The following is a 13,934-nucleotide window of genomic DNA, read 5'->3' as shown; positions in this document are numbered from 1 at the left end:
CTTGCCAGATAGTCNCGGGTGGGGATCTCGACCATCAGGCCGGGATCGAGCATGCCGTCGAAGACATGCGGCCGGGCGGCGATGATTTCGGCAAGCCTCGGCGCCGAGGACATGATGTTGACCAGGAGGTCGAGCAGGGCCGGATTGTTGCCGAGCAGGGAAAACAGCTGGATGCCGGCCGGAAGCCCGGCCAGGAAACTGTCGAAGCGCAACAGCGCCTCATCGGCACGCCGGCTTTCGCCGAAGGCTTTCAACAGGTCCGGCGTCAGTTCGGTCAGGCGCTCACGAGCTTCGACGGATTGCGTGGCGCGGTAGCGGCCATAGTGCCAGGTGCGGATGACGCGGGAAATATCTTCCGGCCGCTCGAAGCCAAGGCCTTTCAACGTCTTCAGCGTGTCGGGATCGTCCTTCTGACCGGTAAAGACCAGGTTGCCGGTCGCGCTCGACAGGCCCTCCTCCTTCTCGAACAGCCGCGCATAACGGCGCTCCACCGTCTTCAGTACGGTTTCGAGCTTTGTCGAAAAGGCCGTGGTGTCGATGAAGCCCAGCATGAAGGCGATGCGCTTCAGCTCGGCCTCGGTATCGGGCAGGACATGGGTCTGCTCGTCATGCACCATCTGGATGCGGTGCTCGACATCGCGCAGAAACCAGTAGCAGCCGGTCAGTTCCTCCGCCGTCACCGGATCGATCCAGTGGGCACCGGCGAGCGCGTTTAGCGCCGCCTCGGTCGGACGCAGCCGCAGGTCCGGCATGCGGCCGCCGGCGATCAGCTGCTGGGTCTGGGCGAAGAACTCGATCTCGCGAATGCCGCCGCGGCCGAGCTTGACGTTATGGCCCTTCACCGCGATCGCGCCATGGCCCTTGTGCACATGGATCTGCCGCTTGATCGAATGAATGTCGGCGATCGCCGCATAGTCGAGATATTTGCGGAAGACGAAGGGCGTCAGTTCACGCAGGAAGCCCTCGCCGGCCTTCAGGTCGCCGGCGACCGGCCGCGCCTTGATATAGGCGGCACGTTCCCAGTTCTGGCCGCGGCCCTCGTAATAGATCAGGGCCGCCTCGACGGGCACGGCGAGCGGCGTCGAGCCCGGATCGGGCCTGAGCCTGAGGTCGGTGCGGAAGACATAGCCGTCGGCCGTGCGCTCCTGCAGGATGCGCACCAGCCGGCGCATCATCCGGCCATAGGTTTCGGTCGCGTCATCGGGACTTTTCAGGATGCCTGCATCCGGATCGAAGAAGACGACGAGATCGATATCGGAGGAATAGTTGAGTTCACAGGCGCCAAGCTTGCCCATGCCGAGCACGATCAGGCCGCTGCCCGCAGCCGGCGCGCCCATGTCCCGCAGCGTCAGCTTGCCGGCCTGATGCCCGGCCAGCAGCAGATGATCAATGGCGGCGGCCACTGTTGCATCGGCCACAGCACTCAGCCAGGCCGTCGTGTTGCGTGCGTCAAAGATTCGGGCGAGATCGGCCAGTGCGGTCAGGAAGGAAACCCGACGCTTGGCATTGCGCAGCCGCGTCATCACCTCGGCTTCGGTCGGAACGATGCCGTCTGCGCTGGGAACCCAGGCCGCCCTTGCCTCGGCGACGGCCGTCGCAAGCAGCGGTTCCAGCGGCTGACTGATCGCCTCCGCCATAAGCGCCGGCTTGAGATTGGCGATATCGCGCAGGTAGGGAGACAGCGTCAGTGCATTGGCGATAAAGGTCCGCAGCGCTGTCTCGCCGGCCATCAGCTCGGCAATCACCGGCTCCTGCCTGGCGAGATCCTTCAGCGTCGCGGTGGCAGCCTTCAGTTCCGTCTGATTGAATGGCCGAATGACCCCGTCCGATACATCGACCAGTCGCCTTGCCGCCTGCTTCGCCCCAGTTTGCTGCACCCCAGTTTGCTGCACCATCGCATGAGCCTCCCTTCCCTTGCGCCGGAGATCTCGCCGAATCTCTCAAGCGCAGGCAGGTTATGGCTTCATGCCGGGAAAGACCATGGTGGCCGTCAGGCCGGGCGCGGCTTCGTCGCCGCTGCGCGTATCGGACAGCACAAGCTGGCCGCCATGCAGGGCCATGATCGCCTCGACCAGCGACAGACCAAGGCCCGTGCCCGGCTTGGAACGGCTCTTGTCGAGCCGGACGAAGCGCTTGACCACCTCGGCCCGCTTGTCTGCCGGTACGCCCGGCCCCTGGTCGGAAACGGAAATCTCGACGCCTGACGCACCTCGCGCAACCCTGACCGTGATTGCCGGGGGTGGCTCAACCACGCCGTCAGACTGCGCCGCTTCCGAGTCGCTCGCCTCGGACTTGCTCGCCTCAGGCTTGATCGCGCCATACTTGATGGCATTGTCGATCAGGTTGGAGATCGCCTGGCCGATCAGCTCGCGGTTGCCACGCACGGAAAGCCCGGGCGCGATGTCGCAGACCATCTGCTGTCCGGCCTCTTCGACCACCGGCTCGTAGAGTTCGGCGCTGTCGGCGGCAATCGCGGAAAGATCAATATCCGTCAGTTCGGCGGCAATCGAGCCGGCCTCGACGCGTGAAATCATCAGCAATGCGTTGAAGGTGCGGATCAACTGGTCGGATTCGACGATGATCGCTTCCAGCGCGGCATGTTTGGCGCTCTCGTCCACGGCCGACAGTGCATCGGACGCCTTGTTGCGCAGCCGCGTCAGGGGAGTCTTCAGGTCATGGGCAATATTGTCGGAGACCTGGCGCAACCCCTCGTTCAACTGCTCGATACGGCCCAGCATGCCGTTCAGCGACGAGGACAGCCGGTCGAATTCGTCGCCCGAGCCGGAAACCGGCAGACGCTGCGACAAGTCGCCCGCGGTGATCTTCTGGCTTGCGGCCGAAACGCGGTCGATGCGTTTCAGCGCATTGCGGCCGATGGCAAACCAGATCACCACGGCTCCGATGCCCATGATCAGCAGGGCCACCATCAGGGCCTGGCGCACCAATAGCCGAAGTTTGCTCGGTTCGCCGAGATCACGCCCGACCAGCACGCGAAAGCCGTTGTCGAGGAAAAACACATGCGCGGTCGCCAGATGGCGCTTCACGCCGCCGCTGTCGTCGTAGCGCTCGTAGCGGAAGGGAAATCCCGTCCAGCCCTCTTCGTCGAAGACGCCCGGCTGGACGGAGGCGACATTGCCGGCAACGATCTCGCCGTTCGGCCCGGCGATGACATAAAGATTTGCGCCCGGCTGGCGGGCGCGCCGTTCCATGGTGCGCAGAAGCTGGGTGACCCCGCCCCGCTCATAGGCCTTCTCGATCTCCTGCACTTCCTCTTTCAGACTTTCGCGGGTCTGGTTGTTGAGGATGCGCTCGGAAAGGCCCGTCACGTAAAACACGAGGAATGCCGCACAGAGGGCAAAGAGCAGGATGTAGAGCGCAGACAGCCTGACGGCCGTCGACTTGAACAACACGCCCAAACGGCTTTTCACCGGCATGTCAGCCTTCGTCCTTGATCATGTAGCCGGCACCGCGCACTGTTTTCAGCAACGGCCGGTCGAAATCCTTCTCGATCTTCGAGCGCAGGCGCGACACATGCACGTCGATGACATTGGTCTGCGGATCGAAGTGGTAATCCCAGACATTTTCGAGCAGCATGGTGCGGGTCACCACCTGTCCCGCGTTTTTCATCAGATATTCGAGCAGGCGGAATTCGCGCGGCTGCAGCAGCACGTCCTTGCCGGCGCGCTTCACTTCGTGGGAGAGCCGGTCGAGTTCCAGATCGCCGACGCGGTAGACCATGTCCTGTTCGGGCTTGCCCTTGCGGCGGCCAAGAACCTCGACACGGGCGAGCAGTTCGGAAAAGGCATAAGGCTTGGGCAGATAATCGTCGCCGCCGGCGCGAAGCCCGGTGACGCGGTCGTCGACCTGGCCAAGCGCCGACAAGATCAGCACCGGCGTGTCGACGCCGCGCTTGCGCAGTTCGGTGATCACGGACAAGCCATCGCGGCGCGGCAGCATGCGGTCGACCACCATCACGTCATAGGTATTCTCCGATCCCATGAACAGACCGCTTTCGCCGTCGCTCGCATGATCGGCGACGATGCCGGCCTCGCGGAAAGCCTTCGTCATATAGGCCGCAGCCTCGAGATCGTCTTCAATCACCAGTATTTTCATGTGGGCGACATTAGCGCCGGCTGTCGCATCCGTCCAACCGGTTTCACCACTTTGCACGGCTGTCGTTTCGTCGGTGATCATGCTGTGTATCCCTGTCCTTCGTCCCGGCTGTCTCGCCGGGTCTGTGGCCATGTATCTGGCCCAATCGTGGGTCCAGTCCTTGGCCCAATCACTGGCCCCGTCCTTGGCTAAGCCAGGCGCGTGACCAAGGTCCCGGTCATGCCGGAATAGAAAAGGGCGCCGCCCGGTTAAGATACCGTCGGCGCCCTCGACACATAGGCCGCGTGATCAGCCCTGGTTGATCGGCAGTGCGACGAAGCGGCTGCCGCTTTCCGACTGAACCTGGAACAGGGCGCGGGTGCGTCCGTCCTTCTTCGCCTGGTCGACGACCTTCTGGACGTCGGCAACCGAGGAGACTTCCTGGTTGTTGACCGAGGTGATCGTCTCGCCGGCCTTCATACCCTTGTCGGCAGCGTCGCTGTCCGGATCGACATCGACGATGGCGAGGCCCTTGCCGTCTTCAGACGGGCGAACGGAAAGGCCGAGATTGGCCAGTTCCTGCTCGACGGCCGGCGCCGGTGCGGCATCTTCTTCGGTGCCTTCGGTAGCCGAGGCCTGTTCGGTCGGTAGTTCGCCGAGCTTGACCTTGACCTCGGTTGCCTTGCCTTCGCGCCACAGAGCGACATCGACGGTGGTGTCAGGGGCAAAGGCTGCGATGCGACGGGCGAGATCGCGCGGATCCTTGACCGGCTCGCCGTTGACGGCAGTCACCACGTCACCCTGCTTGATACCGGCCTTTTCACCTGGCGAACCCGCCTGCGGCGACACGACCAGCGCACCCGATGCTTCCGACAGGCCGAGCGAGTCGGCGATATCGTCGGTCACCGGCTGGATCTGTACACCGAGCCAACCGCGTTCGACGGTGCCGCCATCCTTCAGCTTTTCGATGACATCCTTGGCAACGGAAGCCGGGATGGCAAAGGCGATGCCGACATTGCCGCCGGACGGCGAGAAGATCGCGGTGTTGATGCCGACGACTTCGCCGCTCAGGTTGAAGTCAGGGCCACCGGAATTGCCGCGGTTCACCGCAGCGTCGATCTGCAGGTAGTCGTCATAGGGGCCGGAGCCGATGTCGCGGCCACGGGCCGAGATGATACCGGCGGTGACCGTGCCGCCAAGGCCGAACGGGTTGCCGACAGCCACGACCCAGTCACCGACGCGGGACTTCTCGTCATCGGCGAACTTCACATAGGTGAACTTCTGCTTCGGGTTCTCGATCTTGAGCAAGGCGAGATCGGTGCGGCTGTCCTTGCCGACCAGCTTGGCATCGAGCTCCTTGCCATCGTTCATCACGATGGTGAAGGCAGCACCCTCGTCGACGACGTGGTTGTTGGTGACGATATAGCCGTCCTCAGAGATGAAGAAGCCGGAGCCCTGGGAGGTCGGACGCAGGCGACCCTCGTGACGGCCGTGACCCTTGGGACCGCGCGGCGGACGCGCTTCCTCATTCGGGCCACCCGGGCCGCCCGGACCGCCGAATTCTTTGAAGAAGCGCTTCAGCGGATGATCGTCCGGCAGGTCGTTGAAATCACGACCACCGAAGTTGAAGGAGAAATTGCTTTCGTCGTTGGACGTGTTCTGGATGTTCGACTGGACACGGACCGACACGACGGCCGGCTGCACCGCAGCCACGACATCACTGAAGCTCGGAACCTGCGGCGCGGTCACGGTGACTGGCTCGGCATAGGCATTGAGCACAACAAGCGGAACTGCACCGACCATCATCGCGACGGCCAGGCCGGCAACGGTCGAATTCTTCAGGATCTTCTTGAAGTTTGAACGATCTTTAGTCTCGGTCATGGATCTTACCTTCATCATTTCTTCCGACTGGAGCCGCCGGCTATCGGCGGTTTTGAAGCGGTGGATGAAGAAAGATATAGGGGCTGCCACCTTACTGCGAACTGTACGGCAGATGAATTCTTCGTAATCTTGGCTGAAAGTTTCCTGCGAACTTTGGCCTAATCCCCGTCCATCAACCTGCCAAGCCGCGCCTCTTCCTCGGCCGACAGCTTCTCCGCCGGATCACGATCATTGGCCCGGCGGCGGGCGTAAAAGACGGCAACGATCAGGGCGACGAGTGCGAGCGCGGCCGGCGCACCCCACAAGATCAGCGTCTTGGCACTCAGCCGCGGCTTCAACAGCACGAATTCACCGTATCGCGACACGACATAATCAAGAACCTGCTCATCGCTATCGCCATTGACCAGCCGCTCGCGCACGACAAGCCGCAGATCGCGGGCAAGCTCGGCATTGGAATCGTCGATCGACTGGTTCTGGCAGACCATGCAGCGCAATTCCGACGACAGGGTCCGCGCCCGATGTTCCAAGGCGGGATCGGCCAGCACCTCATCGGGATTGACGGCGAAGGCATGGATGGGGGCGAACAGAAGGACGAGGAGGAGGAAGATCCGCTGCAGTGCCAGACGTCTTTGCCCCTCACCCTGACCCTCTCCCCGCAAGCGGGGAGAGGGGATCGCGGGCGTCAACGGGTTCGCCCTTCTCCCCGCTTGCGGGGAGAAGGTGGCAGCAGCCGGATGAGGGGCAATCTTCTGAAACCAGGCCTTCATTCCGCCGCCTCCGCCACCTGTCCCGGCACCGGTGCTACGACCTTGGCGCGCCGCTTCGGCACGCCGACACGCAGCCGCCGATCCGACAGCGACACGACACCGCCGGCCATCATCACCACGGTGCCGAGCCAGATGCACAGGATCCACGGCTTCCACCAGATGCGCACGACCAGGCCGCCATCGGCCATCGGGTCGCCGAGCGAGACATAGAGCTGGCTGAGCCCGAAGGTGACGATGCCGGCTTCGGTCGTCGGCATGCGCCGCGCGGTATAAAGCCGCTTGGAGGACCAGACATCGGCAACCGCGACGCCAGCCTTGCGGATGGTGAAATGGCCGCGGTCCTCGGTATAGTTCGGCCCCTGGCCAGCCCGCATGCCGTCAAATGTTAACACGAACCCACCGGCCTCGGCGGTCATGCCCGGCTTCATCTCGACCACGGTTTCCGTCTCGAAGGTCGTGACCGCAACGATGCCAAGCACGGTGATGCCGAGCCCCATATGGGCAAGCGAGGTGCCGAAGGCCGAGCGCGGCAGGCCCTTCAGCCGGCTCCAGGCGATCGACGCCGTCTGCTTGCCGAATCCCGCACGAAACCAGAGATCGGCGAGCGCCCCAAAAATCAGGAAGAAGGCCATGGCGAGACCGACAACGGCCAGAACCGGGCCGCCGTTTTCGGCATAAAACAGAACAAGTCCCGCCACCAGCGCCAGTCCGGCCGCCAGATACAGCCGCTGCAGGGCCGCCAGCAGGTCGCCGCGCTTCCAGGCGAGCATCGGCCCGAAGGGCACTGCCAGCAGCAGCGGCGCCATCAGGAAGCCGAAGGTCAGGTTGAAGAAAGGCGGGCCGACCGAGATCTTCTCGTCGGTCAGCGTTTCGAGCAGCAGCGGATAGAGCGTGCCGATCAGGACGGTCGCGGCCGAGACGGTCAGGATCAGGTTGTTGAGGACCAGTGCTCCTTCGCGCGAAATCGGCTGGAACAGGCCACCGGCCTTCAGTGTCGGTGCGCGCAGGGCAAACAGGGTGAGCGCGCCGCCGATGAAGATGATCAGGATGCAGAGAATGAAGATGCCGCGGGTGGGATCCGTGGCAAACGCATGCACCGAGGTCAGGACGCCCGAGCGCACCAGGAAAGTGCCGAGCAGCGACAGCGAAAAGGCGATGATGGCGAGCAGCACCGTCCAGATCTTCAGCGCGTCGCGTTTTTCCATGACCAGCGCCGAATGCAGCAGTGCCGTGCCGGCAAGCCAGGGCATGAAGGAGGCGTTTTCGACCGGATCCCAGAACCACCAGCCGCCCCAGCCGAGTTCGTAATAGGCCCAGTAGGAGCCCATCGAGATACCGGCGGTCAGGAAGGTCCAGGCGGTCAGCGTCCAGGGCCGGACCCAGCGCGCCCAGGCAGCATCGATGCGGCCGTCGATCAATGCTGCGATGGCAAACGAGAAACACACGGAGAAGCCGACATAGCCGAGATAGAGCAGCGGCGGATGGATGGCGAGGCCGATATCCTGCAGCACCGGATTGAGGTCCTGGCCTTCGGCCGGCACCGGCGACAGGCGCACGAACGGGTTCGATGTCAGGAGGATGAACAGCGTGAACGCCGTCGTGATCCAAGCCTGCACCGAAAGCACATTGGCCTTCAGGCGATCCGGCAGATTGGTGCCGAAAAAGGCGACCATCGCCGAAAACAGCGTCAGGATCAGCACCCAGAGCATCATCGAGCCCTCGTGATTGCCCCAGACACCGGAGATCTTGTAGATCATCGGCTTCATCGAATGGGAGTTTTCGTAGACGTTCTGCACCGAGAAGTCGGAGACCACATAACCCCAGGTCAGCACCCCGAAGGAAAAGGCGACAAGGCCAAACAGCGCATAGGTGCCGGTGGTCGCGACCGCCATCAGGGCCGCGTCTCCGCGCCGTGCGCCGATCACCGGCAGCACCGAGATCACCAGACAGGTGGCAAGCGCCAGAACCAGGGCATAGTGGCCAAGCTCAATGATCATTGGGTCTTTTCCCCGCCCTGCCAGACGCCGTCCTGTTTCAGGCGGTCGGCAACTTCCTTCGGCATGTAGTTCTCGTCATGCTTGGCCAGCACGGTATCGGCGACAAACACCTGGCTTCCGGCGGTAAACATGCCTTCGGTCACCACCCCCTGCCCCTCGCGGAACAGGTCGGGCAGGATGCCGGTATACATTACCGGCACGGTACCATTGCCGTCGGTGACCGAAAATTTCACCGTCGATCCCTCGCTGCGCACCACCGAGCCCTCGGCGACCAGACCGCCGAGGCGGATGCGGGTATCAGGGCCGACGCCCTTGGTGGCGATGTCGGACGGCATGTAGAAATAGGCGATCGACTGGCCAAAGGCGAACATCACCAGAAGCACCGCCGTCAGGATGAAGCCCATGCCGCCGGCGATCACGGCGAGACGCTTCTGCTTGCGGGTCATTGTACGATCTCCTCGACAGAAAGGCCGAGATCGCGCGCAGCCGCGATCAGTTGCTGGCCTTCAGCGCCCGAAGCCGGGAAGGTTTTCAGGCCCTCCTTCAGTGCTTCAACGGCGCGGTCCGGTTGCTTGAGCATGGCATGAGAACGGACCAGCCGCATCCAGCCTTCGAAATTGTTCGGATCCTCTTTCAGCTTGGCGTCGAGACTGTCGACCATGCCGCGGATCATCTGGGACCGGTCGCCTTCGGACATGGCTTGAGCGGCCGTCACATCCTCTGCCGTCGGTGCACCGAGCGGCTTGGCGCTGCCCACTTCGGCCACCGGTGCTGCCGGCGCATCGGCAAGCGGCATGCCGGAACTGTTGACTTCGATATGCCGGTTGATCAGGTCCACCCACGGGGCCGTCGGCGGCGATGCCTTGGCGATGTTCTGGAATGCGACCAGAGCATCTTCCTTGCGGCCGGCCTGCTCCAAAGCGAGCGCCAGATAATAATCGGCGCGCGGGTTGTCTGGCTGGAGTTTGACCGATGCCTCAAAGGCCTGGCGTGCATTCTCGGTGACGATGCCGTCATTGAGCGTGACCAGCGTTTCGGCAAGCCCGTTCATGCGGTCGGCGCCTGGTCCGAGCAGCCGGATGGCATTGCGATAGGCAAGCTCGGCATCGGCCAGGCGCCCTACCCGCACATAGACCGGTGCCAAGACGTCCCAGCCGGCGCCGTCTTCGGGACTGGTCGCCAGATGCCGCTCGACCTTGGCGATCAAAAGCGTCACGTCGTCGCCGGGGTTCTCGATGCGCGCCGCCAGCGGCGCTGCCGGCGTGCCCGGACTGCCGGTCAGCAGATAGACATAGAGCCCGATGGCGGGAAGACAGAGGATAATGAAGGCCTGCGACAGGGCATAGGCCTTGCGCCTCGCCGGGGCGGCGGTCGGCTCCGGTCCAGCACCGTCCGTCTCTGCGGCATTCTCCACCGCAGAGACAGCCAGAAGCCGGCGTCCGATTTCCGCGCGGGCATAGGCGGCATCCTCGGTCGAGATCAGCCCGCCTGCCTTGTCGCTCTCGAGTTCGCGCAGCTGGTCGCGGTAGACAGCGGCCTCGCCTTCGTCGTCACCATGGGTACGGGCTCCCGCGCGCATCAGCGGCAGCAGGAGCAGGACAGCGACGGCAACCGTCAACAAGGCGGATAGGATCCAGAACAGCATGAGGCCCAATTACTGCAACGCAGGTCGCATTCCAACAGACAAACGGCCAATGACACAAAGTTGAGGCGTTTGGCCGCAAGAGCGATCTATAGGCGAGCGATTGCGGGCCAACTTTGACCTAGCGCAATTCCACACGCGGTTTTCGTCGCCTGCGAAGCCGCCATCAGCCTGAACTCGGGCCTGTGTGATGCCAGCGGTGTCAGGTCCGCGTCAGCTCAGCGGCGTCCATGTGCCGTTGGCATTGCGACAGGCAACGCCGCGGGCCTGGATCTCGCGTCCACCGTCGTTCAGCTTGTGGGTAAACTGGCGGCAATTCTGCTTGCCAACCTGATAGGGAGCCGCCGCCACCACCTGGCCGCTGACGCTGCTGCCTGCCCAGATCACCGGCTGACCGCCGGCTGACGCCTCCAGAGCTCGGTATTCGGCCTCAAGTGCCCGCTGCGTTTCACTCTTCGACAGTTTGACACCGGTGCGCGAGACGATGCCACCCTGAAGGGCTGCAATATACACGGCGGAATCAGTCTTTGCCGAAGCCCCCTCCTTGCCACCCGTCGTGGTGCAAGCCGAAAGCGCCATCATCGCCACGACGGCGACTGCTGCGGACCCAAATCGCGAAACACCCATCACACCAGTCCAAGTCTCATCGAAACGTTCAAGCATTACCACGGTATCCGCTTTGCTGTGTCAAACACATCGCATCTTTACGGCCCACCGCCATAATTTCATAGCTCTATGTAATCTCATAGGAAAATTGATCACGCAGTGTCCTTTGTCACAGCCGGAAGGGTCACTTGTGCGCGAAGTCCGCCGATCTCGGCGCGCGACAGGCCAAAACTGCCCTGATATTCGCCGGAAATCTCCTTGACGATCGACAGACCGAGTCCGGTTCCCGGCTTGCTCTCGTCGAGCCTACGGCCGCGCTTTAGCGCCTCGCCGATCTGTTCGGGCAACAACCCCGGTCCATCATCCTCGACCGTCACCTCGGCCCAGCTGCGTCGTCCGTCCTGCGCGCCTTCGGCGGGCGGCGTTGCGGTAATGCGGGTCACCACACGGGTCTTTGCAAAGCGCGAGGCGTTTTCGAGCAGGTTGCCGACGACTTCCTCGACATCCTGCTGTTCCATGGCGAAGGTCAGATCGGGTGCGACCTCCAGGACAAAATCGATCTCGGCATTCAGCTTGCGCATCACCCGCACCAGGCGCTCCAGCACAGGCAGGGCGTCCGTCCTGGCCAGTACGCTGTCGCGCTGGGCGGCAATGCGCGCCCGGTTGAGATAGGAGCCGACCTGCGCCTGCATCGCTTCCGCCTGGCTGCTGATCACCTCGGCATGGGTCTTGTCGAGCGTGCGCGCCTCGTTGAGCAGCACGGCGATCGGCGTTTTCAGCGAATGGGCGAGATTGCCGACCTGCATGCGGGCGCGCTCGACTAGGCGCCGGTTGCTTTCGATCAGCGCGTTTATCTCGCTGGCCAACGGCTGGATCTCGCGGGGGAATTCACCCTCGATGCGCTCCGCTTCGCCGCGGCGGATGCGCTCCAGCGCCCGGCGGGCACGATCGAGCGGCTTCAGGCCGTAGAGAATGGCGAGACCATTGACGATCAGGCCACCGATGCCGACCACGGCGAGCGCCGCATAGAGCCGGTTGCTGAAGAAGGCGATTTCTTCCTCGATGACTTCCAGATTGCCGGAAACGCGAAACCGCGCCGCCCGCCCCTGGTCGTCGAGAACGACCTCGGTTTCGACGACGCGGATGCGGTTTCCGACGCTGTCGTCCATTTCATAGAAGCGCTCGTAATTCTCGTCGAACGGCGTCTCGTCGAGGCCCGGAACAGCGAGATTGGCCATGCCGAGCGACGCGGACGCCAGTGGCGCCGTCGCGTAGTTCCCCAGCGGCTCGACCAGCCAGTACCAGCCGGTCTCGGGCTGGGAAAACCGGAGATCGCCAAGCGCCGGACTGCCGGCAAGGCTGTCGCCGTCGCCGATAGAGACCGAATTGACGACGTTATAGAGCTGGGCGCGCAGGAGATTGTTGAAGCCGCGTTCGACACCCTCGCGGTAGAGGGTGGAAATCGCCACCGCGATCGTCACAAATGACAGCGCCGACCAGAGGGTGGCGAGCAGGAGGACGCGCGCGGTGAGCGAGCGGATCTTCATGCAGCAGGGGCTTGGATACGGTAGCCTAGGCCGCGCACGGTCTCGATCATGTCGATGCCGATCTTCTTGCGCAGACGGCCGACGAAAACCTCGATCGTGTTGCTGTCGCGGTCGAAATCCTGATCGTAGAGATGCTCGACCAGTTCGGTGCGCGACACGACCTCGCCCATGTGGTGCATGAGGTAGGACAGGAGCCGGTATTCGTGCGAGGTGAGCTTCAGCGTCACGCCGTTGACCACGGCCTTGGAACTCTTGGTGTCGAGGCGGACCGGGCCGCAAACGATTTCCGACGAGGCATGGCCGGCGGCGCGGCGGATCAGCGCGCGGATGCGGGCGAGCACTTCCTCGACATGGAAGGGCTTGGTGACATAGTCGTCGGCGCCCGCATCGATACCGGCAACCTTGTCCGACCAGCGGTCGCGGGCAGTCAAGATCAGCACCGGCATCACCCGGCCCGAGGCCCGCCATTTTTCCAGCAACGTAATGCCGTCCATCTCCGGCAGGCCGATATCGAGGATGACAGCATCATAGGGCTCGGTGTCGCCGAGGAAGTGGCCCTCTTCGCCATCAAAGGCCTTGTCGACAACGTAGCCCGCTTCATGCAAGGCCTCGACCAGCTGGCGATTGAGATTGATATCGTCCTCGACGACGAGAATGCGCATGAAGCCCTACCCCCAGTATTCCCATATGTATCGTAACTTGCATGCACCGGCTTATGTCTCGACCGCCCCACCGGACGGCCGGGTGCCGATCACCCGGCGACCCGCATGGTCACCTTGCGGGGACGCTCGCTGCCATTGCCCGGCACGAGCACAATGATCACGCATTCACCGCCCGATTCGCGCACCGAAAGCAACTGCCCGCCGATTTCTGCCACGACTCGCGCCGCCGCTGCGCGGCAATCGGCCGCGTTCTGCGCCACCATCTGACCGTCAACCCGCTGCGGCTTTATAGCCTCTTGCCCGAATGCAGGCAGGGGAGCCACGGCCGCAGACGCGACCAACGGTACGGCCCCAGACACGGCTATGGCGAACGCCAATCCCGTGATTTTCATGAATAATGCCATTGCTGCTTCTTCTTGGTGAGGTCCACTCTCATGAATTTATGTACCGTAAGCCTTCTGAATGGCAAATGAATGCTTGTCCATGTGGTGTGGATGAGCGTGATCCGGCTCCCATTTCGACCCTCAGCCGCCCACGCCCTTCGTCGCCGTCAACCGGCCATAGAGCGCAAGCAGGCCGCCGAACGTGCCGGCCAGCGTGACCAGCGCATCGGCAAGCGCTGCCTGATCGCTGCCTCCGAGATCGAGCCCCGCGCCGCGCAGCAGCGGCGCCGCCATGGCGATCAGGGCGCCCCAGACGGTCTTCGACTGGTACCAGGGTTTCATATCCAGCATGATGTC

The 13,934-nt window shown here is 63.2% G+C and carries 13 protein-coding genes; all 13 read right to left on the bottom strand.

Annotation, left to right across the window (positions count from 1 at the left end; all coding sequences use genetic code 11):
* On the bottom strand, positions 1-1,895 hold a 1,895-nt coding region (locus tag PDO_RS02320; RefSeq protein ID WP_007597264.1), incomplete at its 3' end, for a bifunctional [glutamine synthetase] adenylyltransferase/[glutamine synthetase]-adenylyl-L-tyrosine phosphorylase.
* A gap of 60 nt (positions 1,896-1,955) precedes the next feature.
* A complete protein-coding gene (locus PDO_RS02315) occupies positions 1,956-3,434 on the bottom strand; it encodes a sensor histidine kinase (RefSeq protein WP_007597262.1) in 1,479 nt (492 codons plus the stop codon).
* 1 nt (position 3,435) lies between these two features.
* Complete coding sequence (locus PDO_RS02310; RefSeq protein WP_007597260.1) at positions 3,436-4,194, bottom strand: response regulator transcription factor; 759 nt, start codon at positions 4,192-4,194, stop codon at positions 3,436-3,438.
* Positions 4,195-4,401: 207 nt separating this feature from the next.
* Positions 4,402-5,973: a Do family serine endopeptidase gene (locus PDO_RS02305; protein ID WP_007597258.1), complete on the bottom strand. Its 1,572-nt coding sequence runs from the start codon at positions 5,971-5,973 to the stop codon at positions 4,402-4,404.
* 158 nt (positions 5,974-6,131) lie between these two features.
* Positions 6,132-6,590, bottom strand: a complete 459-nt coding sequence (locus PDO_RS02300; RefSeq protein ID WP_037072387.1) for a cytochrome c-type biogenesis protein — start codon at positions 6,588-6,590, stop codon at positions 6,132-6,134.
* Positions 6,591-6,736: 146 nt separating this feature from the next.
* Positions 6,737-8,737, bottom strand: coding sequence for a heme lyase CcmF/NrfE family subunit (locus PDO_RS02295; protein ID WP_007597250.1), 2,001 nt, complete (start codon positions 8,735-8,737; stop codon positions 6,737-6,739).
* Positions 8,734-9,183: a cytochrome c maturation protein CcmE gene (ccmE, locus tag PDO_RS02290; protein ID WP_007597249.1), complete on the bottom strand. Its 450-nt coding sequence runs from the start codon at positions 9,181-9,183 to the stop codon at positions 8,734-8,736. The genes PDO_RS02295 and ccmE overlap by 4 nt, the downstream gene beginning before the upstream one ends.
* Positions 9,180-10,382, bottom strand: a complete 1,203-nt coding sequence (gene ccmI, locus PDO_RS02285; protein ID WP_007597248.1) for a c-type cytochrome biogenesis protein CcmI — start codon at positions 10,380-10,382, stop codon at positions 9,180-9,182. Before ccmI ends, ccmE begins: the two co-directional genes overlap by 4 nt.
* Positions 10,383-10,592: 210 nt before the next feature.
* Positions 10,593-11,006 carry a membrane protein gene (locus PDO_RS02280; protein WP_037072385.1) on the bottom strand — a complete coding sequence of 138 codons (414 nt, stop codon included), beginning with the start codon at positions 11,004-11,006 and terminating at the stop codon, positions 10,593-10,595.
* Positions 11,007-11,137: 131 nt separating this feature from the next.
* Complete coding sequence (locus tag PDO_RS02275) at positions 11,138-12,532, bottom strand: sensor histidine kinase (protein ID WP_007597246.1); 1,395 nt, start codon at positions 12,530-12,532, stop codon at positions 11,138-11,140.
* Positions 12,529-13,194 (bottom strand): response regulator transcription factor, encoded by a 666-nt coding sequence (locus PDO_RS02270; protein WP_007597245.1) that lies wholly within the window; start codon positions 13,192-13,194, stop codon positions 12,529-12,531. Before PDO_RS02270 ends, PDO_RS02275 begins: the two co-directional genes overlap by 4 nt.
* An 89-nt stretch (positions 13,195-13,283) precedes the next feature.
* Positions 13,284-13,598 (bottom strand): hypothetical protein, encoded by a 315-nt coding sequence (locus tag PDO_RS27520; protein ID WP_007597238.1) that lies wholly within the window; start codon positions 13,596-13,598, stop codon positions 13,284-13,286.
* Between the two features lie 120 nt (positions 13,599-13,718).
* The coding region (locus tag PDO_RS02260) for a hypothetical protein (protein ID WP_007597235.1) at positions 13,719-13,934 on the bottom strand (216 nt) is incomplete at its 5' end.

The sequence above is a fragment of the Rhizobium sp. PDO1-076 genome (assembly GCF_000247475.1).
Taxonomy (GTDB): Bacteria; Pseudomonadota; Alphaproteobacteria; order Rhizobiales; family Rhizobiaceae; genus Allorhizobium.
This window is presented reverse-complemented; position numbering and strand designations above follow the sequence as displayed.

Excerpts from the sequence above, each read along its gene's own strand:
- PDO_RS02315 (WP_007597262.1), bottom strand. The coding sequence starts at position 3,434 with ATGCCGGTGAAAAGCCGTTTGGGCGTGTTGTTCAAGTCGACGGCCGTC.
- PDO_RS02310 (WP_007597260.1), bottom strand. The coding sequence starts at position 4,194 with ATGATCACCGACGAAACGACAGCCGTGCAAAGTGGTGAAACCGGTTGG.
- PDO_RS02305 (WP_007597258.1), bottom strand. The coding sequence starts at position 5,973 with ATGACCGAGACTAAAGATCGTTCAAACTTCAAGAAGATCCTGAAGAAT.
- PDO_RS02295 (WP_007597250.1), bottom strand. The coding sequence starts at position 8,737 with ATGATCATTGAGCTTGGCCACTATGCCCTGGTTCTGGCGCTTGCCACC.
- ccmE (WP_007597249.1), bottom strand. The coding sequence starts at position 9,183 with ATGACCCGCAAGCAGAAGCGTCTCGCCGTGATCGCCGGCGGCATGGGC.
- ccmI (WP_007597248.1), bottom strand. The coding sequence starts at position 10,382 with ATGCTGTTCTGGATCCTATCCGCCTTGTTGACGGTTGCCGTCGCTGTC.
- PDO_RS02280 (WP_037072385.1), bottom strand. The coding sequence starts at position 11,006 with ATGGGTGTTTCGCGATTTGGGTCCGCAGCAGTCGCCGTCGTGGCGATG.
- PDO_RS02275 (WP_007597246.1), bottom strand. The coding sequence starts at position 12,532 with ATGAAGATCCGCTCGCTCACCGCGCGCGTCCTCCTGCTCGCCACCCTC.
- PDO_RS02270 (WP_007597245.1), bottom strand. The coding sequence starts at position 13,194 with ATGCGCATTCTCGTCGTCGAGGACGATATCAATCTCAATCGCCAGCTG.
- PDO_RS27520 (WP_007597238.1), bottom strand. The coding sequence starts at position 13,598 with ATGGCATTATTCATGAAAATCACGGGATTGGCGTTCGCCATAGCCGTG.